15 protein-coding genes are annotated in these 19366 nt (G+C 64.6%); 9 read left to right on the top strand and 6 right to left on the bottom strand.

The genetic code is table 11. From position 1 onward, the window contains the following. From VN706_01485 to VN706_01470, 4 genes are all read right to left on the bottom strand, one after another. A complete protein-coding gene (locus VN706_01485; GenBank protein ID HXT14270.1) occupies positions 1 to 1164 on the bottom strand; it encodes an amidohydrolase family protein in 1164 nt (387 codons plus the stop codon). A gap of 142 nt (positions 1165 to 1306) precedes the next feature. Then, positions 1307 to 2374: an EAL domain-containing protein gene (locus tag VN706_01480; protein HXT14269.1), complete on the bottom strand. Its 1068-nt coding sequence runs from the start codon at positions 2372 to 2374 to the stop codon at positions 1307 to 1309. A 94-nt stretch (positions 2375 to 2468) separates the two neighbouring features. Beyond that, entirely contained in the window at positions 2469 to 3641 is a 1173-nt protein-coding gene (locus VN706_01475) for a thiolase family protein (GenBank protein ID HXT14268.1), read from the bottom strand. A gap of 74 nt (positions 3642 to 3715) precedes the next feature. After that, positions 3716 to 6031 (bottom strand): 3-hydroxyacyl-CoA dehydrogenase/enoyl-CoA hydratase family protein, encoded by a 2316-nt coding sequence (locus VN706_01470; GenBank protein ID HXT14267.1) that lies wholly within the window; start codon positions 6029 to 6031, stop codon positions 3716 to 3718. A 429-nt stretch (positions 6032 to 6460) separates the two neighbouring features. On the opposite strand from VN706_01470, the gene VN706_01465 reads away from it, so the two are divergent. After that, positions 6461 to 7045 carry a hypothetical protein gene (locus tag VN706_01465; protein ID HXT14266.1) on the top strand — a complete coding sequence of 195 codons (585 nt, stop codon included), beginning with the start codon at positions 6461 to 6463 and terminating at the stop codon, positions 7043 to 7045. A gap of 40 nt (positions 7046 to 7085) precedes the next feature. Here VN706_01465 and VN706_01460 read toward each other — a convergent pair whose 3' ends face one another. Together VN706_01460 and VN706_01455 are read right to left on the bottom strand one after the other, a co-directional pair. Next, the gene (locus VN706_01460) at positions 7086 to 8894 is read right to left on the bottom strand and encodes a PDZ domain-containing protein (protein HXT14265.1); all 1809 of its coding nucleotides are present in this window, start codon (positions 8892 to 8894) and stop codon (positions 7086 to 7088) included. Next, positions 8894 to 10867, bottom strand: a complete 1974-nt coding sequence (locus tag VN706_01455; protein ID HXT14264.1) for an oligopeptide transporter, OPT family — start codon at positions 10865 to 10867, stop codon at positions 8894 to 8896. Before VN706_01455 ends, VN706_01460 begins: the two co-directional genes overlap by 1 nt. A gap of 152 nt (positions 10868 to 11019) precedes the next feature. Here VN706_01455 and VN706_01450 point away from each other — a divergent pair, with 152 nt between their 5' ends. The 8 genes from VN706_01450 (at position 11020) to VN706_01415 (ending at position 19294) form a co-directional block, all read left to right on the top strand. Beyond that, positions 11020 to 11772 carry a carboxypeptidase regulatory-like domain-containing protein gene (locus VN706_01450; protein ID HXT14263.1) on the top strand — a complete coding sequence of 251 codons (753 nt, stop codon included), beginning with the start codon at positions 11020 to 11022 and terminating at the stop codon, positions 11770 to 11772. Positions 11773 to 11865: 93 nt separating this feature from the next. Beyond that, positions 11866 to 13557 (top strand): amidohydrolase, encoded by a 1692-nt coding sequence (locus VN706_01445; GenBank protein ID HXT14262.1) that lies wholly within the window; start codon positions 11866 to 11868, stop codon positions 13555 to 13557. A 33-nt stretch (positions 13558 to 13590) separates the two neighbouring features. Continuing rightward, positions 13591 to 14034, top strand: coding sequence for a hypothetical protein (locus VN706_01440; GenBank protein ID HXT14261.1), 444 nt, complete (start codon positions 13591 to 13593; stop codon positions 14032 to 14034). A gap of 278 nt (positions 14035 to 14312) precedes the next feature. Beyond that, a complete protein-coding gene (locus VN706_01435) occupies positions 14313 to 15383 on the top strand; it encodes a M20/M25/M40 family metallo-hydrolase (protein HXT14260.1) in 1071 nt (356 codons plus the stop codon). A 43-nt stretch (positions 15384 to 15426) separates the two neighbouring features. Further along, the gene (locus tag VN706_01430) at positions 15427 to 16713 is read left to right on the top strand and encodes a M28 family peptidase (protein HXT14259.1); all 1287 of its coding nucleotides are present in this window, start codon (positions 15427 to 15429) and stop codon (positions 16711 to 16713) included. Between the two features lie 9 nt (positions 16714 to 16722). Continuing rightward, complete coding sequence (locus VN706_01425) at positions 16723 to 17670, top strand: hypothetical protein (GenBank protein ID HXT14258.1); 948 nt, start codon at positions 16723 to 16725, stop codon at positions 17668 to 17670. 45 nt (positions 17671 to 17715) lie between these two features. Then, complete coding sequence (locus VN706_01420) at positions 17716 to 18627, top strand: histone deacetylase (protein ID HXT14257.1); 912 nt, start codon at positions 17716 to 17718, stop codon at positions 18625 to 18627. 262 nt (positions 18628 to 18889) lie between these two features. Then, positions 18890 to 19294, top strand: coding sequence for a prepilin-type N-terminal cleavage/methylation domain-containing protein (locus VN706_01415; protein HXT14256.1), 405 nt, complete (start codon positions 18890 to 18892; stop codon positions 19292 to 19294). Positions 19295 to 19366: the final 72 nt, after the last annotated feature.

The raw sequence follows: 19366 nt of genomic DNA, 5'->3' as shown, positions 1-19366 counted from the left end.
CTATTTCTCGTTCTTGTAGATCCGCCCGCCCTTCATCACGAACACGACGTTCCGTAGCGCCGTGATGTCCTTCGTCGGATCGCCGCGCACCGCGATGATGTCGGCCTGCATGTTCGGCGCGATCGTGCCGATCGAATCCTGCAGGTGCATCGACTCGGCCGTCAGTGACGTGGCCGACGTGATGGCGTCCATCGGCGACTGACCGCCCGCCTGCACGCGGCACACCAGCTCTTCGGCGTTGCGACCGTGCGCGCCGGCGACGGCGTCGGTGCCGAAGATTACCTTGAGTCCCGGGGTGTGAATCGCGTGGTTGTATACTGTCGCCGCCAGCGGCAGCGCTTTCTCCATTGCCGCGAATCCTTCCGCATTGTAGTTGCCGATGCCTTCGTACTTCGCGCGATTGTCGAGATAGTTGCGGAAGACGAGGCACACCTGGGGATCGAAGTAGACGTGATGATCCGCCATGAGCTTGAGCGTTTCATCATCGGCGAACACGCCGTGCTCGATCTGGTCGCAGCCCGCGAGCACCGACGCCTTGATGCTGGCCGAGCTGTGCGCGTGGACCATGGTGCGCATGCCCTGCGCCTTGGCTTCGCCGCACAGCGCGTTGAGCTGATCCTGGCTCAACGTCTGCGCGCCGCCGTCGCGAATGCTGGCCGATGCAAAGATCTTGATGACGTCCGCGCCTTCCGCTTTGCGCTGGCGTACTTGCGCACGAAGCGTGTCGGGCGTCGGGCGCGTGCTGCTGAATGGGTTGAGTGACGTCAGCACGCGCGGGCCGGGAATCTGACCCATTGCGATCCACTCGCGCAGATCCTTGTCCTCGGGCGAACCGGGACTTTGAATCGTCGTGAAGCCGGCCATGAGCGTCGCGTAGGCGTTGCCCGCGGTCGAGAGCATCGACTCGACCGGCGTGTCGCCGTCGCCGCGCGTGTGATAGCGCCCCTGCCGATTGAAGTACCACGTCAGATGCGAATGCGCGTCGATCAATCCGGGCAATAACGTCAGGCCCTTGAGATCGTACGTTGCGGCGCCGCCGGCCGACTTGTCGACCTTCGTGATCCTGTCGCCGACGACGGTGATGCTGCCGCCGGGAATGACATGACCGCGTCCGTCCACGATGCGGTCGGCGTGAAGGATGATCGGCTTCGGCGAAGCGGTCATGGATTGAGCCTGAGCCAGCGACGCGACGGTCGCACTAACCAACATGAGCATCGAGAGCAACAGCGAGCGCATGGAAATTCCGATGAGATGGCCGCGGGAGATTATCCCCGTTGCGCCCGGAAATCCAGACGGAGCCGCTGAATTACGCCACTCGCAATCCGCCGGGCTTCGCGATGTAGTAGCCCTGCACGTAGGTCGCGCCGCGCTCGCGATTCCAGTCCAGCTCCTCGACCGTCTCGACGCCCTCGGCGATCGTCTGGATCTGCAGCTGTTGCGCGAGATCGAGCAGCCGTTCCGCGCCGCCAAGATGCGGCTGCGGCGACATGCGGACCCGCTCCATGTCGAGCTTCACATAGTCGGGGCGGACTTCGTGAATCAACCGGCGCGATTGCTCCTGGCATCCGACGTCGTCGAGGGCGACGCGAAATCCAGCCTCACGCACCGAGTCGACGACCAGCCGCAGCTGCCTGAGGTCTTGCGTCTGTTCGGCGTCGATCACCTCGAGCACCACGCGCTCCCGCGGAATATCCGCGAATTGAATCGCCTCGATCGTTGGGGCGAGCGCGCTCGCGCCGCCGCGCATGGATTCCTGCGTCACGTTGAGAAACAGCGGACGTCGTTCATCTCGACTTGCCGCGACGCGAATCGCCGAGCGACGCGCCGCGCAGTCGAGCTCCGGCAGCATCCCGCAGCCGCGCGCGGCGTCGAGCAGCTTCGCCGGCGACATCTGGCGGCCGTCGTGACCGATCCCGCGCAGCAACGCCTCGTGTCCCAGCACACGACTCGGCTCGCTCGCGTGAACGATCGGCTGAAAGATGCTCGTCAACCGGTCGTCGCGAAGCAGATCAACGAACCAGGCCGACTCGCGTGCCCGGCGCAGCTCGTCGATCGTTCGCACGCGCGCGATGTCGTCGACATCGAGATCGTCCGTGCCGAACTTGAACACGCAGCGAGTATCGGCCGCCTCGTCGCTCGAGAGCAGCGAGAACAGGTCGATGAGCAATTCTTCAGGATAGCCGTTGGGTGATTCGACCATCAACGCGCCGCTGGGTGCGGTGCCGACGGTCCAATCGACGCGGCGGAGGTACGTGCGCACTTTGCGCAGCGCCAGCCCGACCGGAAACCACAGGTACAGGCGACCAGCATCCATTCCTCCGCTGCACGGCGCCGCGGCGTCGCGAGCGCGAGTGGCATCGGGTGAGTGAGTCATTGCGCGTCGTCTGAGAGTGTAGTTCAGGCCCTGCACTCTCAGTATCGGCGCCAACGCGCATTTCTGTTGTCTTATGTCCGGCGAACGCTTCGGCTTACGCCGCGTAGACCTCGAAGAGGCCCGCCGCGCCCATGCCACCGCCGACGCACATCGTGACCATGCCGATGCCGCCGCCCTGCTTTCCAAGCTCGTGAATCAGCTGCGTCGTGAGCTTCGACCCCGTCGCCCCGAGCGGATGGCCGAGCGCGATGGCGCCACCGTTCACGTTCACCTTCTCTTCGGGGATTCCAAGTTCCTTGATGACGGCCATTACCTGCGCGGCGAACGCTTCATTGAACTCGATCAGCTTCACGTCGTCGAGTTTGAGGCCGGCCCGCTTGAGCGCCTTTGGAATCGCCTTGATCGGACCGACGCCCATGATGTCGGGCTCGACGCCGGCGGCGGCGAACGTGATGAATCGCGCGAGCGGTTTGAGGCCCAGCTCCTTCGCGCGATCCGCGCTCATCAACAGCACGGCGGCAGCGCCGTCCGAGTAGGGACTCGCATTACCCGCGGTCACCGTGCCGTTCGTCTTGAACGCGGGCCGCAGCTTCGCGAGGCCTGCCATCGTCGTATCGGGGCGAGGCAGCTCGTCGCGCGCGAACTCCACCGTCGTCTCGTGCTTCTCGCTTCCTTTCCATTCCACCTTCTCGACGGGCACGGGCGCGATCTGATCGTCGAACGCGCCGCGCTGCCACGCGCGCGCCGCTTTCTGTTGGCTGCCGAGCGCCCAGCGATCCTGATCTTCGCGCGTCACGTTCCAACGCGCGGCGACGCGCTCGGCGGTGAATCCCATACCGATATAGGACTCGGTGAGGTCGGGATCGAGTCGCGTGTGATAGCCGGACATCGGCACCTGGCTCATCATCTCGACGCCGCCCGCGAGGACGATGTCGGCCATGTCGCTCATCACCGACTGCGCGCCGAGCGCGATGGTCTGGAGTCCCGACGAACAGAATCGATTGATCGTGGCCGACGGGACCTCGACGGGCAGTCCGGCGCGCAGCCACGCGAGGCGCGCGACGTTGAGTCCCTGCGTCGCTTCGGGCATGGCGCAGCCCCAGAAGGCGTCGTCGATCGACGCGGGATCGACGCCCGCTTTGTCGATGGCGGCTTTCATGATGTGCGCCGAGAGATCGACGGCGTGCACGTCCGCGAGCGCGCCGTCTTTCTTGCCTTTGGCGACGGGGCTGCGGACGGCGGAGACGATCACGACTTCCTTTGACATATGGAATCTCTAATATGAAGTTGTCATCCCGCGCGGCGGCGCGAAGCGCCGGAGTCGCTCGGGATGACACGGAATTAATTCCTCAGCGGCTTCCCGGTCTTCAACGTGTACTGCATTCTCTCTTGCGTCTCCTTGGTCCCCAGCAGCCGCAAAAAAGCCTCCCGCTCGAGCGCGAGAATATCTTCTTCGGTGACACGCCGCGGCGGTCCGTCGCCCCCGGTGAGCACATACGCGAGCTCGTGCGCGATCTTGACCTCGTGCTCCGTAATCTGTCCCGCTTCGCGCATCGCCCACACGGCGTACTGCAAGTTGCCGAGCGCGTCCTTGCCCATGGCCGTGATCGAACGCGGCAACGGTGACACATAGTCCGGCGCGAGATCGACAACGCGCGCCACGGCGTCGGCAAGCAATCGATCGCGATTCATCGTGATGCGATCGCGCGCGCGCAGGAAGCCGAGCTTCCGTGCCTCGGGCGCGCTCGTGCTCGTCGTCGCCATCGCGATCAGCTGAAACGCGCGACGCACCGCTTCGAACGGATCGGCCTCGATGTACGGCACGAGGTCAGTCGCGAAGCGGAACAACAATTCCGTGGTACCGCCGCCCGCGGGAATCAACCCGACACCCACCTCGACGAGCCCCATGTACAACTCGGCATGCGCTTGCACCGCGTCGGCGTGCAGCGAGAACTCGCATCCACCGCCGAGCGTGAGACCGAACGGAGCGGAAACGACGGGAAACCGCGATCGCCGAATACGAAGCGAAGTATCCTGGAACCGGCGCACCGCACCGTCGACCTTCTTCCAGTCGCCGCCGCCGACCAGCTGAAGCACCATGTACAGATCGGCGCCGGCGCTGAACGTGCGCGGATCATCGTTGCCGATGACGAGGCCTTGTAGTCCGTCCTTTTCGACACGATCGAGCGCGCGATGCACCATCGTCACGACGCCTTCACCGAGCGTGTTCATCTTGCTATGGAACTCGAGCACGGCGACGCCGTGCCCGGCGTCGACCAGCGACGCATCGTTCGAATGCTCGAGAATGCGCCGCTCGCGGTTTTGCGGCGTATGAAATTCAGCGAGCCGAATCTCGCCCGGATCGCGCGGAATCTCCTCGTATCCACCGCTGAGCGAGAGCACGCGCTCGCCGTCGGCCGTGTAGAAGCCGTCGGTTGCCTCCCGCAGCAGCGCGGGCTCGTCGAGCCCGAGCTCGGCGAATCCCTTTCGCAGGAAATCGATGCCGAGGAGATCCATCTGCTTGAACGCCCCCAAGTCCCAGGCGTAGCCCCACTCCATGGCGTGATCGACGGCGGGAATGTCGTACGCGATCGCCGGGGTCGTCGTCAGCACGTAATGAGAGAAGCGTAACAAGTATTCCCTGACGAACGCCCCTTCGCGGTCATTCCAGTCGCGGAAGGCGGCGAATCGTTCGGGCAACGGCAGTTTGCTCAGCCGCTTGAGCTCCGGCGTCTCGGGCTTGACCTGGGGCTTGTACGCGCCGGTCGTCCAATCGAGCGTATGAATTTCCTTGCCGACGCGTTTGTAAAAACCGGCGCCGCTCTTCTCCCCGACGTTGCCGGCCTTGATGAGATCCTGTACCCACGTCGAGAGCGTAAAGTCCTCGCCGGTCGTATCGCTCAAGCCACGCGTCACGTGACCGATGACGTCGATGCCGGACAAGTCGGCCGTGCGATACGTCGCGGACTTCGATCGGCCCGTCAACACGCCGGTGAGGACGTCCGCTTCGTCGATTGTGAGCTTGTGTTTCTCCGTCTGGCGAATCACGAGCACCATGCCGAACACGCCCAGGCGATTCGCGACGAACCCCGGCACGTCCTTCGCGACGACGATCCCTTTGCCAAGGATGCGATCGCTGAACCGGCGCGCGGCGTCGATGGTCTCGGGGGCGGTCTCCGGCGTCGGAATGATCTCGAGCAGATGGAGATAGCGCGGCGGATTGAAGAAGTGCATGCCGAGAAAGCGCGAGCGCCACGACTCGCCGCGGCCTTTCGTGAGCAGCTGCATGGGAATGCCCGACGTGTTCGACGCGACGATGGTGTGCGCCGGCAGCAGCTTTTCCAACTTCTCGAATAACGCCTGCTTCGGCTCGAGCTGTTCGATGATCGCCTCGATCACGAGATCACACTCGGCCAGCCGAGCCAGGTCGTCGTCGAGGTTGCCGGTTTCGATCGCGCTCGCGCGGTCGGGATCCATGAATGCCGCCGGCTTGGATTTCTTCATGCGCTCGACGCCGGCGCGCGCGGGCCCGTTGCGGTCGCCGTCTTTACCCGGCACGTCGAGGAGAATCACCGGAACGCCGGCCGATGCAGCGAGCGCGGCGATTCCCGCGCCCATCGTGCCGGCACCGACGACTCCGAGCTTGCGGATACGCATTCGTGTTTCCAGAGAGTGTCTCCTCGAATGATACTACCGATAAACAGCGGACGAACCGTACCACGGACGGAGTTCGGACGTACACGGACCGACACGGAAACACCGTTAACTGCAGTCAACTGCTGTTGAGTTATTCTTTGAAGAACACCCTCGGGATGCCGGTTCCCGAAGCATCCGAGGGTGTTCTGAAGAGCACTCGTTCGAGACGCCGTCTCCGTGCCGATCGGTGAACGTTCGCCGTCCGTCCGTGGTATGCACTTGTCCGACGCATCCCGGCGAAAGGCCAACTCCTCAGCTCGCTCACCGGCGATGTAGATTGAAACGAAGTCAGCCCGGTTCCGTGGCCGGAAGGGCAAAGAGGTCGGTGCGTGTCGATGTCGCTGAGTTCAGTCCCAATCGCTTCGTGAGGGTTCAGTGCGATCCGATAGAATGAGGTTTGTCGCGGCAGCCGTCGTGCTGGCCGGTTGCGCGAGCAGTGCTCCGAAGACATTCGGCGCGTATCATGATCTGGCGCCGGCGGTGGCGCCGACGCAGGGCGAGCGCTTGCCGCAGCATCTCACCGTGCAGCTCAACCGGCCCGCGAACGTTGCGGTGTTTCTGGTGGTGCCGGGGCGCGGCAGCCAACTCCTCTTCCCCGCCGATTCGAATCAGAGCGGCTTCATGGACGCGGGCTCGCACCTCGTCGAGACGTATTATGCGCGGCGTGCGCCGACCGATACGTCGCGTCTGATTCGGCAGCCGGCGACTCGCCCCATGAACCCGCCGGGTGGACGCGGTTTTCCGCAGCGCGGCCGCGGTGATTCAACGATCGCGTTCGGCGGCGCGGCGCGCGGATTTCTACTCATCTACGCCTCGCAGGAACCGTTGCCGTACAACATTCTCTCGACGAAGGTGAGCGGCCTCTCGCTCCCGATCGAAGATCAGGATGCACTGAATACCGTGACGAAGCTGGTTCGGGAGACAACGCATACGACCGGGCCATGGGCGGCGTATGCGACTGATTTTCCGAAGTGACCAGATCGGCGGTAGGGGCTGGTCTCAAGGCGAAAAAAAATTAACGATCGTCAATTCCTTTCCCGCTCTTGTCGCCGCGCAGAATCCCGTTGCGGATCCGGACTGCCTTCTCCGACGCCGTCGGATCTTCGTCCACGACAACGTCGCCCGGCGCGAACTGCAGCTTACCAGCGAGGGTGATCTCCTCCGAGCCGCGTCGGACCCGGATCGGCATGAGCGTGCCTGGCATCGACGCACCGTACTTGGCGCGCATCTTTGCGCCGAACTGCTGGTCCTGAACCGGAATGTCGCCGACCGAAATCAGATAATCGCCCGCGCGCACGCCCGCCGCCGCCGCTGAGCTGCCCTCGGCCACGTTGGCGACCAGGATTCCCGACGAATCCATTGACGTCAATACACCGAGACGGGGGACGCTATCCTGCCGCGCCCGCAGACCGGCGAGGGGCAGCACCGTCTCCCACGGGAATGGCTCGCGCCCGTCGATGTACTTGGACGCGAACGACGTGAACGATTTGCCGTTCGCCGCGGCGCTCACCGCGTTCCACCAATCCGCCGACGTGAAGCCGCGCCCGTGCTTGTACACATTCTGATACAGCCCGCGCATCACGTCGTCGAGGGAGTGTTTGTTGTCGCTCGCGTCGCGGATGACGATGTCCAGCATCAGTCCCGCGAGCGAGCCTTTCGGATAGTAGATGTATCCCGTGCCGTCGACGGGATGAATCCACGTGCTGAGCGACGCATCCTCGAGCGAGATCGGCTCGACGTCCGCCACTTCATTGATCTTCGCGGCCGTGAGCCCGTAGAAGGCGTGGGCGTCAACAAGCCCGCTGCGCACTTCGGCGAGATCGGCGTAATAGTCGGTGATGCCCTCCGACACCCACAACCACGGCGTCGGCTGCGCATGCGAGTACTGGTATGGCCACATCTCCGACGGCCGAAGTCGCTTCACATTCCATGAATGAAAGATCTCATGTGCGTACAGCGACGGCTGGAATTCGCTGCCGACGTACGAGGGCGCGAGCACGTCGACGTGCGAGCTCTGATGCTCCAACCCGCTCGCGCCGCCGTACGACGAATCGACGATCTGCATGAGCGTGTAGTTCGCCCACGGCGCTTCGCCGAACACCTTGATCTCCGCGGGAATGATCTTTCGAAGTTGCTCCCACGCCGCGTTGCGCGTCTGTCCGCTCACCGAGCCCGCGGGATACGTCGCGAGCCGCACCCACTTGTCGGCGATGCGCGTGCTGTCGTAATCGAAGCGGCCGACGAAGAACGGCATGTCCACGAGATCGTGATAGTTCGCCGCCGTGTACGTGCGCGTACCGGCCATCGTCATACCCGTCGCGACTTTCCAATCGGTCTCGGTGCGTACAACGACCGTCGCCGGAAAATCGAGCGTCTGGCCTTCGGGATACAGAAAGAAGTTCGTGCCGTTGAACAACAGGAAGTCGGACTTCGACCACGCCATCGCGTTGTCGAGCGTATCGGCGCGATAGACGAAGGAAACGTGAATCGACTTCGCGCCCGCCGGGCGCACGCGCCACGTGTCGTAATCGAGCTTGTCCCAGGTGAGCGGCTTGCCGTCGCCCGTCTCCGCCGCGAACCCCGTGACGAATCGCGCGAAATTATCCAACTCGTACGCGCCCGGCGTCCATGCGGGAAGTGACAACACCACCGGCGCGGTTCCCGCCGTCGTGAACGTCATCGCCACCGCGACCTCTCGCTCGGCCGCACTTCGGCGATTGAACATCACCTCGTACCGAATGTCGCGCACCGGCGCCGAGACGGTATCTCCGCGCGTTTGCGCGAGGAGCGACGCCGGCACCGCCAACAGCACGAGCCAGCGCATTACTGCATCGCCCTCGCGCGGCGCAGCATCCATCCGTAGAGCAGCACCACGATCGCGATGAAGGCGAACGTCCCAAGCCACGGCGCGGGCGCGAAGGTCTCGGGGACGAGCGCGATCGGCGCATCTTTCACCAGCGCCACGATCAGGCCGGCGTTGATCACGCCCCAGATGCTCTCGCCCACGATCAACCCCGACGCGACGAGCGTTCCAAGCCGCTCCGCGCGTTCCGGGTCTGGCGCGGTACGAATTCGTCCAAGGTACCAGTGCGACACGATCGCGCCGACGACCACCGCGAACGTCGCCGACATCGGCAGGTAGATGCCGATACCCACCGCCAACGGCGGGATGCGAAGCCTTTTCATCGCGCCGAGGATTTCGTCGAGAACGATCAGGCCGACGCCGACGAGCGCGCCGATGCCGATCATCGCCCACTCGAGATTGCCGCCGATCACACCCTTCGCGAGCGCCGAGATGAGCGTGGCTTGCGGCGCCGCGAGCGGATGAGGCGCGACGACACCGACATTCGCCGCGCCGGCGAAGCCGTACGCGTGCGCGAGCAAATTGAGCACCCAGGGAATCACCGCCGCGCCCGCCGCGACGCCGACGATCAGCGCAACCTGCTGCCGCATTGGCGACGCACCGACGAGCTGTCCTGTTTTCAGATCCTGCAAGTTGTCGTTCGAGATCGTCGCGCACGCGAAGACGATCGCGGTGATGAAGAGCGAGAACGCCACCAGCGCCGACCGCGCATCCGGCGTGGACGGCTTCACCGCGACGACGAGCACCGACGCGCAGATCACGATCGAGAGAATGCCGACGCCCGAGATCGGGCTGTTCGAGGCGCCAATCAGTCCGGCCATGTACCCGCAGATGCCGGCGATCAGAAATCCGACGAGCACGACGAACGGCACGGTGACGGCGGTCAACAGCACCGCGTTGCTCGCGAGCACGGTCGAGCGCGCGAAGCTGAACGCGAGCCACGCGGCGATGACGGCGCACACGAACGCGAGCGCGTAGATCCACACCGGCGCCAGATCGCGATCCAAATCGTCGCCGACGACTTTCGACTTCGAGGCGGCCAGGGTGCTGACCAACCCGCCGAGCACGGGCTTCGCGAGCCGCGCGAGTGTGTAGATCGCGGCAATCGCGATGGCGCCGGCGCCGATGAACCGCACCTGCGTCCGCCAGATGGCGCTCGTATGCGCCGCGAGATCCGCGCCCGCCTGGAGCGGCGCCGCGTGCGTGAGAATCGGAACCGCAATCCCCCACGCGATGATCAGTCCCGTCAACATCGCCATGCCCACCGAAAGGCCGACGAGATGGCCCGCGCCGAGCAGCGCAAGTGACCACGCGAAGTCGTAACCGCTCGCCGCACCGCCGCCGATGTTGAAGAAACCCGTGAACTCACCGGCGATGAGTTGTGTCGCGCTCACGATCGCCAGCCCCGCTGACGCCACGGCGCCCAGGATCACGGCCACCAGTCCTTCGCGCGATTCGCCAGCCTGTCCCGAGCGGAGCGAGGGATCTAAAACCTCGCCGCGCGTGCCCGAGCCAACCTTCAACACCTCCGCCGCCGCGACGCCTTCGGGATACGGCAGGTCGGACGTCGTCACCAATGCGCGCCGCAGCGGAATCGTGAACAACACGCCGAGCACGCCACCACTCAAACAGATGAAAAATGATTGCCAGAATGGAAAGCCCTTCCACCAGCCGATGATCACCAGACCAGGCAACACGAAGATGATCGCCGACAGCGTCCCCGCTGCCGAGGCAACGGTCTGAACGATGTTGTTCTCGAGAATGGAGGAATCCTTCACGGCGCTCAGGATCGCCATCGAGATCACGGCGGCCGGGATCGACGACGCGAACGTGAGCCCGACCTTGAGGCCCAAATACACGTTGGCGGCGGTGAACACCGTCGTGATGAGCGCGCCGAGGATCAGTCCGCGCAGGGTCAGTTCTTTGGGTTTCATGGGCCCAATCTTACACCTGAAGGCGAGCGGAGGGACAGCCCGGGCGAGTCCGACGAACGTATGGGTCTCGCCAGGGATTCGCACCGTGAAGTATTGTTCCGAGGGGTCCCGGCCAAGCGGCGTGACCGCGGCCGGCTTCCGGAGGAAGTATAATGAGCAAAGCGGTATTAACAATTGCTCAACTCTGCCTGATGGCCGGCGTCGCCACGGCCCATGCCCAGGCTCGGGCGGGCGCCGTCGCCGGGGTGGTGCGCGACAGCATCGGCAACGTGCTCGAGAACGTCGAAGTCACGGCGATCACGGCCGCCAAATCGGTACGCACCGATTCGCTCGGCCGCTTCACCCTCGCCGGCCTGCCGGCCGGGCCGGCGGATTTGAGCGTGCGGCGATTGGCGTACAGCCCCGTCATCCTCGGCGTTCAGATTCCACCGGCCGACACGACGGAGGTCGAGATCGAGCTCGGCGTCGTCGCCCAGCAGTTGACCGGCGTCGTCGTCCAGGCCGATCGCGACCACCTGCACGAGCTGTTCGCGTTCGAGACGCGCCGCCGGCAGGGCATCGGACACTTCATCACCCGGTCGCAGATCGAGGATCGGCACCCGATGCTCTTGAGCGACATGGTTCGGATGATCCCCGGCACGGTGCTCATTCCCGGCGACAACGGCCGCACGTCGCTCCGCTTCTCTCGCGTATCGCGAGGCAACTGCCCGCCGCAGTTCTACGTGGACGGCATGGAGGTGTACGGGTTCAGCATCGACGACATGCCGCCGGGCGACGTCGAAGGCGTGGAGCTCTACGCGGGCTCCGCCGGCTTGCCGCCGGAATTCAATCGGGTGCACAGCACGGCCATCTGCGGCACGGTCGTGATCTGGACGCGGCTGCCGGGGAGCGACCGAAAGAAATAGCGCTGGGCGCTGGGCGATGGGCGCTGGGCGTCGACAAGCCGTAGTTTGATCTTCGTCGGTCCTCTCTCGTCTCCCTTCCACCGTCCGGTTTTCATGCGTTCTCGTTTCTTCGGCATGGCGCTTTACGCGCTCATCGCGGCATCTGCGAATGCGTTCGCCCAACGCCCAGCGCCCACCGCCCAACGCGCTGACCTCATTGTCACGAACGCGCGCATCTACACCGTCGACGACAACCATCCGTTCGTCGAAGCCATGGCCGTGCGCGAGGGCCGCGTGACGTTCGTCGGCTCGGCGCGCGAAGCCATGCTGCTTCGCGATCCCTCGACACGCGTCGTCGACGCCGGCGGCCACACGATCATTCCCGGCATGGTCGACGCCCACGCGCACCTGTTCGAGCTCGGCGAATTTTTGCACAACATCGATCTGCGCGCGACGCGGTCGTATGAGGAAATCGTGAACATCATCGCCGCGCACGTGAAGGAGACGCCGAGTGGGCGGTGGATTCGCGGCCGCGCGTGGGATCAGAACAAATGGGGCGATACGCGCTTCCCGACGCACGAGGCGCTGTCGCGCATCTCGCCAAACAATCCCGTGGTCCTCGAGCGTGTCGACGGCCACGCGCTGCTCGCGAACGCCGCCGCGATGCGCGCGGCAGGCGTCACTGCCGCGACCAAGGACCCCGCGGGCGGACGCATCGAGCGCAACGCCAACGGCGAACCAACCGGCGTGTTCGTCGACAACGCGCAGGCGTTGATCGAGCGCGTCGTGCCGCCGTGGTCGCATGACGAGATGGTCAGCCTCGCTCTCGCTGGTGTGAAGGAAGCCAACAAGTACGGTCTCACCGGCGTGCACGATCCCGGCGAGCCTCGCACCGTGCTCGACGTGTTCGAAGAGCTCGCGAAGGCGAACAACCTGAGTCTTCGCGTGTACGCGATGATTTCCGACGACAGCGCCGCGATCGAGCATTACTTCGAGCTCGGGCCGCGCAGCGATCTGTACGACAGCCACCTCTGGATTCGCGCGATCAAGCTCTACGCCGACGGCGCGCTTGGCTCGCGCGGCGCCGCGCTGCTCGACCCGTACACCGACGATCCCAAGAACAACGGCCTGCTCAAGTCCACCCCCGAGCATCTGCGCGATGTGTCGACGCGCGCGCTGCAGCACGGCTTCCAGGTGGCGACGCATGCGATCGGCGACCGCGGCAATCGCATCGCGCTCGATGCATATGAGGCCGCTCTCGAGGCGGTTCCGACGGTCGATCATCGTTTTCGCATCGAGCACGTGCAGGTGCTCGATCACGCGGACGTTCCGCGCTTCGCGCAGCTCGGCGTCATTCCGTCGATGCAATCGGTGCATCAAACGAGCGACATGTACTGGGCGTCGAACCGGCTCGGCTACGCGCGCACGTTCGGCGCGTATGCGTGGCGTTCGCTGCTCAACACCGGCGTCATCCTTCCGAACGGCAGCGACATGCCGGTGGAGCGCGTGAATCCGCTCTATTCGTTCCACGCCGCGGTGTCGCGGCAGGACGACAACAATTGGCCGCCGGGCGGTTGGTTTCCGGAGCAGAAGATGACGCGCGACGAAGCGCTCAAGTCGATGACGATCTGGCCCGCGTTCGCGGGGTTCCAGGAGAAAGAGCTCGGCTCGCTGACACCAGGCAAGTTTGCGGATTTTGTGATACTCGACCGCGACATCATGACGGTGCCGGACCAGGAAATCCTCGGCACTTCGGTGCTCGCGACATATATTGGTGGACGGGCGGTGTTCGAGCGCAGTCGCTAGATCACCGTCCGCGACATCCTTTTTGGTGGTTTCATGGTTCCCCTGCCCCTCTCGAGCGAGCTGGCGCGCCCCGCCCGCTACCCTTGGCTGACCGCCGATCGCTTGGGCCGTGTGCGCGCCATTTTGCTCGCCCTGTCGTTGTTTCTGGGACTCGCGGTCTACGTGTTTCACACCGTGAGCACCGCGCGAAACGCGACGCCCCCGCTGATCACCAAGTTGCGCGGCGTGGGAGTGCTGACATGGCTGTACGCTTTGGTGCAGATGTTCGATCTGCGCTTCTACAACAGCCGCTGGGCGCAGCGCCGGCGTGAGTCCACCGGGCTGCCGGACAGCCTCCACGGCTGGCTGCTGGGCCAGATGCTGGCGTGGTATGGCATCCTCTATTACGGGCTTACCGAGGACGTGCGGTGGTACGCGGCGGGGATGATTTTGCTGGTGGTGAGTTTTCTGGCGTTTCCGATCGGGCGCCGTCGGTAGCGTCGACCAAACCGGACGCGACCGTAGCCGGCCTTCAGACCTCACAACTGTGACCACGACCAGATCTGACCAGATCTGACAAAACCTGAAAGTGCCAAAAGCCCTTCTGATTCTTGCATCAGAAGGGCTTTTGCTACGGCGTTTTCCAGCCCTGGCCAGATATCTGGTCAGACGTTGTCATGATGCAACGTTGTGCAACCCCAAGAAGGCGGCCATTTCTTTTTGTGGCGGTGCAAACTAGCATTTTTGGGATGTTTACGATTACACCTCTTTTCTAAATGCTCAGCCCGACATCGCTGGCTTTCCTGAAGCGCTTGCTCGATACGCCCGCCCCGTCCGGCTACGAAGGGCCGGCCGCGCGCGTTTGGCGCGAGGAAGCATCCACGTTCGCCGACCGCGTCACGACCGACGTCGCCGGCAACAGTATGGCCGAGATCAATCCCGGCGGCTCGCCGACGATCATGCTCGATGGCCACATCGACGAGATCGGTCTCATCGTGCAGTACATCGACGATGACGGTTTCGTCTATCCGTCCGCGATCGGAGGCTGGGACTGCCAGGTCCTCGTCGGCCAACGCATTCGCTTCCTCGGCAAAGGCGGCGACGTGGTCGGCGTCGTCGGCAAGAAGCCGATTCACCTCATGAAAGCGTCGGATCGCGACAACGCGACCAAGTTCACCGACATCTGGGTCGACATCGGCGCATCGAATCGCGCCGAGGCGGAAGGGCGCATCAGCGTCGGCGATCCGGGGGTGATCGACTCGAAGACGATCGACTTCCCGAACAACCGCATCGTGTCGCGCTCCATCGACGATCGCATCGGCGCGTTCGTCGTGCTCGAGGCGCTGCGCCGCTACGCCCAGAATCCCGGACCCGCCCGCGTCGTCGCCGCGGCGACGACGCAGGAAGAGATCGCGTGGCACGGCGGCGGTGCGCTCGTCTGCACGAACTGCATCAACCCGACGATGGCGATCGTCGTCGACGTGACCTTCGCGACCGATCACCCGACCGTCGAGAAGAAAGAGATCGGCGATCACAAGATCGGCGGCGGACCCGTGCTGAGCCGCGGCGCCGTGATCTCGCCCGTCGTGTACGAGCTGCTGCGCAGCACGGCCGAGCGGCAGGGAATCAAATATTCCGTGCATGCAGCGGGGCGCGACACGTCGACGAACGCCGACACGATTCACATCTCGCGCGAAGGCGTCGCGACGGGCCTCGTGTCGATTCCGAATCGGTACATGCATTCGCCGAACGAGCTGGTGAGCCTGGACGACGTCGACAAGACGTCGACGTTGTTGGCGGAAGCCTGCCGAGCCATCACGGCGAAGACGGACTTTACGGCGCGGTAGCTTGTCATTCCGAGCGCAGAGAGGAATCTACCGTCTGACTCGCATGGCTAGCCGGCGGCGCCGCGACGGGAGATTCCTCGTCGCTTCGCTCCTCGGAATGACGGCGGTGATTGGCTGCGGCGTCGTACACCCAACCCCCGCCACCGCCGCCGACTCGCTCCGCCTCCGCCGCGACATCGAATACCTGGCGAGCCCCGCGCTCGCCGGGCGACTCACCGGAACATCAGGCAACGACTCCGCCGCCGCATACATCGCGCGCCGGTACGCGGCGCTGCACCTCGTCCCGCTCGATACCGATTTCCAACAGCGGTTCATCGCGCGACCGCCCGCGCACTTCGGTCCGAGTCCATCGCTCCGAACGCAGAATGTGTTCGCGGTGTTGCCCGGTCGCGATCCCGCGCTTCGCGAACAGTTCGTCGTCGTCGGCGCGCACTTCGACCATCTCGGCGCGTCCACCGAGGGCGCGCTCGATCCCGACTCGCGCGAATTGCGTCTCGGTGCAGACGACAACGCATCCGGCACCGCGGCGGTGCTCGAGCTGGCGCGGATCTTCGCGCGCTCGCCGGCGCGCCGCTCGATCATCTTCGCCAACTTCAGCGGCGAAGAGCAGGGACTGCTCGGCTCCGAATACATGGTCGAGCACTTTCCCGCGACGCTCGACAGCGTGGATGCGATGCTCAACTTCGACATGGTCGGCCGCATGAAGAACGATCGGCTGATCGTGTATGGCGTCGCGACCGCCATCGAGCTGACCACGTTGCTCGACAGCGCGAATCAATCGACCGAGAAGTTGAACATCGCCGCGCAGGGCGACGGCTACGGACCGTCGGACAACACGTCGTTCTACGCGAAGAAGATTCCGGTGCTCTTCTTCTTCACCGACCTGCACGACGACTACCATCGCGCGACGGACGTCGCGAGCAAGATCAACGCGGCGGGCGAGGCGCGCGTCGTGAACGTCGCCGCGGCCGCCCTTCGTCGCATTGCCGACCGGCCGGCGCGACTGAGCTATGTGAACGTGCCGGCCAAGCCACAGATGAACGCCGGCGAAGGCGGGAGCCAGGTGTATCTCGGCTCCATTCCCGACATGGCCGGCGGTGACACACCGGGCTTGAGGCTCAGCGGCGTCCGCGCGGGAACTCCCGCCGACGCGGCGGGTCTCAAGGCGGGCGACGTCATCATCGAGTTCGGCGGCGTTCCGGTAAAAGACCTGTACGAGTACTCCAACGCCCTGTACTCGCACAAACCGGGAGATGAGGTCGACATCGTCGTGTTGCGCGACAGCAAGCGCGTGACGCTGCACGCGAGGCTCGGCAAACGCAGCGGATGAGGACGGTGCATGCTCGCTACGAACGGCCCGCGATGGTTCGATCGTACGACGCCAGATCCACGCTGGCCGAGCTTTGGCGTTTCGCTCATCATCACGGCCGCCATGTTTGCGGCGGCGCTCGCCGCGATGCGCACCATCGCGCCATGGCGTAGCGACACATCCGCGCCCGACAAACCGGTCGTCGTTCGACTCACGCCGCCGACACCCGCGCCGGTTCCCAAAGCCAAGCCCGTACAGACAGTTCAACAGGTGCCGCGCTCGGCGGTCGTCGCCGCACCGACGACGATTCCCACCACCATCGCACCAATTGCGACGCCTGGTCGCATCGACGTACCGCTCGTCGCCCCAGTGGTGCCGAGTGTGGCAGCGCCGGCGCGCACGAGCGCGGATAGCGGGGTCGGGGCTCGCGGCACCGCGGGTGCGGCGTCGGCATCGACGGGCGACCGCGTGTTCGCGGGCGGGGCACCGATCGCGCGGAGTGGAATGGTGCTGCCGCCGAAGGTGTTGGATACACCGGCGGCGCGCGATTCGATTATGAAAGTTCGCATGGCGGCGATTGTCGAAATGGCGAAGAAACCGCCGACCGGTGAGATCAAGGCCGAGATGGACGCGAGAGCGCGCCAAGCCGATCGCGTTGCGCGGCGCGCGACGACTGTCGGCAACGCGAACGACGTGCACGTGCCGATGGGCAAGGGCGTCGACGGCGTCGGCGTCGATGGCGGTCCGGGCAACGGCGTGAAGATGACACCGAACGGTCCCATGGTGAGCATTCCCTTCCCGCTTTTTTATCCGGGTCCGTCGCCGGCGCAGCGCAAGCGCGATTCGATCGTCAACGCCGACAACGTTGCGCGACTCGGCCGACTGGGCGTGCGCGTCAAAACGAAGGCGGATTCCGTGCGTGCCGACTCATTGCGCGCGGATTCGATCGCCAAGGCTCGCCGGCGAATCATTCCGTAGCTCGGAAGCGACGAGCGTCGCGCCGCTCGCTGATAACTTCCAGCGATGCCGCTCCACGTCTGGACGAGCGCTCGCTACAGCTTTCCGCTGCCCGAAGGGCATCGCTTTCCGATCGCGAAGTACGCGATGCTGCGCGATCGCGTGCTGGCCGAGGGGATCGTGCCGCCGGAGTGTGTGCACGAGCCGGCGTCCGTCGCGCGCGACGATTTATTGCTCGTGCACACGCGCGACTACGTCGATCGCTTCACGCGCGGCGAGCTCACGTCCGGCGAAGCGCGAACGCTTGGCTTCCCGTGGTCTGAGGCGCTCGTCGAGCGGTCGTATCGTTCGACGGGCGGCACGATGGAAGCGACCGCGCACGCCATGACGCACGGCATCGCAATGAACCTGGCGGGCGGGACGCATCACGCCTTCCCCTCGCATGGTGAGGGGTTCTGCGTATTCAACGACGTGGCGATCGCGATTCGTGCGCTGCAGCGCGACAGACGCATCGAGCGCGCGGCGATCGTCGATCTCGACGTGCATCAAGGCAACGGAACGCATGCGGTGTTCGCGAGCGATGAGCGTGTCTTCACGTTCAGCATGCATGGCGGGCGCAATTATCCGTTTCACAAAGTGCCGGGGCGGCTGGATCTCGAGCTGGACGATCGCACGGGGGACGACGAGTATCTGTCGCTGCTCACCGAAGCGATGCCGCGCGTGATGGCCGCCGCGCGTGCGGACCTGGTGGTCTATCTCGCCGGCGCAGACCCGCACGAGCACGATCGTCTGGGCCGATTGGCGCTGACGTTCGCGGGTCTCGAGCAGCGCGACGCATTGGTGTTCGATGCGTGCCGCAACGCCGGTGTTCCAGTGGCGGTGACGATTGCCGGCGGCTACGGCGATCCGATCGACGCCACCGTCCAAGTCCATGTGAACACGGCACGTATCGCATCGAGATACTCGATGTCCCATTAGTAAACATGTGCTGCTTTTTTCATCTGGCAGTTTGCATGGAAGTTTGCAATTGACTGCTTCATTCCGGGTGCGATCTGCCGATGCTGATGGGTCATCAGGGAGTCATGTCGTTGGCTCGACGCAACATGCAGCGCCCTGTCCGCCCGTACCGTCGGACGGCCCCTCGCTTGCCTTAGTTGGCGGCATCTCCCTGACATCAGGCTGGGGCGTCACGATTGGCCCCCCAAGAGATCGATCCCACCCCACTCCGCCAGGAGCACCAATGCTTCGCATTCGTAAAGGCTTCACGCTCATCGAACTTCTGATCGTCGTCGTGATCATCGGCATTCTGGCCGCGATCGCGATCCCGAAGTTCGCGAACACGAAGGAGAAGGCGTACCTGGCGTCGATGAAGTCGGACCTCCGCAACATGGCGACCGTCCAGGAAGGCTACTTCTCGGATTTCCAGGTCTACACGAACGGTACCGCGCTCAACCAGGGTGGTTCCACGCAGTCGCTCGTCGGGTTCGTCCCGTCGGCTGGTGTGCGCGTCGTTGCGGCGAACACGGGTGGCACGGGCTGGAGCGCCACGGCGGCTCACAGCGCCACGACCCGTACCTGCGCGATCTTCCTCGGTGTGGCGGCGGTCTCGCCGGCCACCGTCGAAGCAGAACCGAAGTGTAACTAAGCTTTCACTGCGGGGGGTGCCTAACGGCGCCCCCTGCACCCCCAGCCGCCGCCCGGCGGCGCGTACGACCAA

The organism is Gemmatimonadaceae bacterium (assembly GCA_035606695.1).
Taxonomy (GTDB): Bacteria; Gemmatimonadota; Gemmatimonadetes; order Gemmatimonadales; family Gemmatimonadaceae; genus JAQBQB01.
Note: the sequence above shows the minus strand (reverse complement) of the source record. Positions and strands in the feature narration are given on the sequence as shown.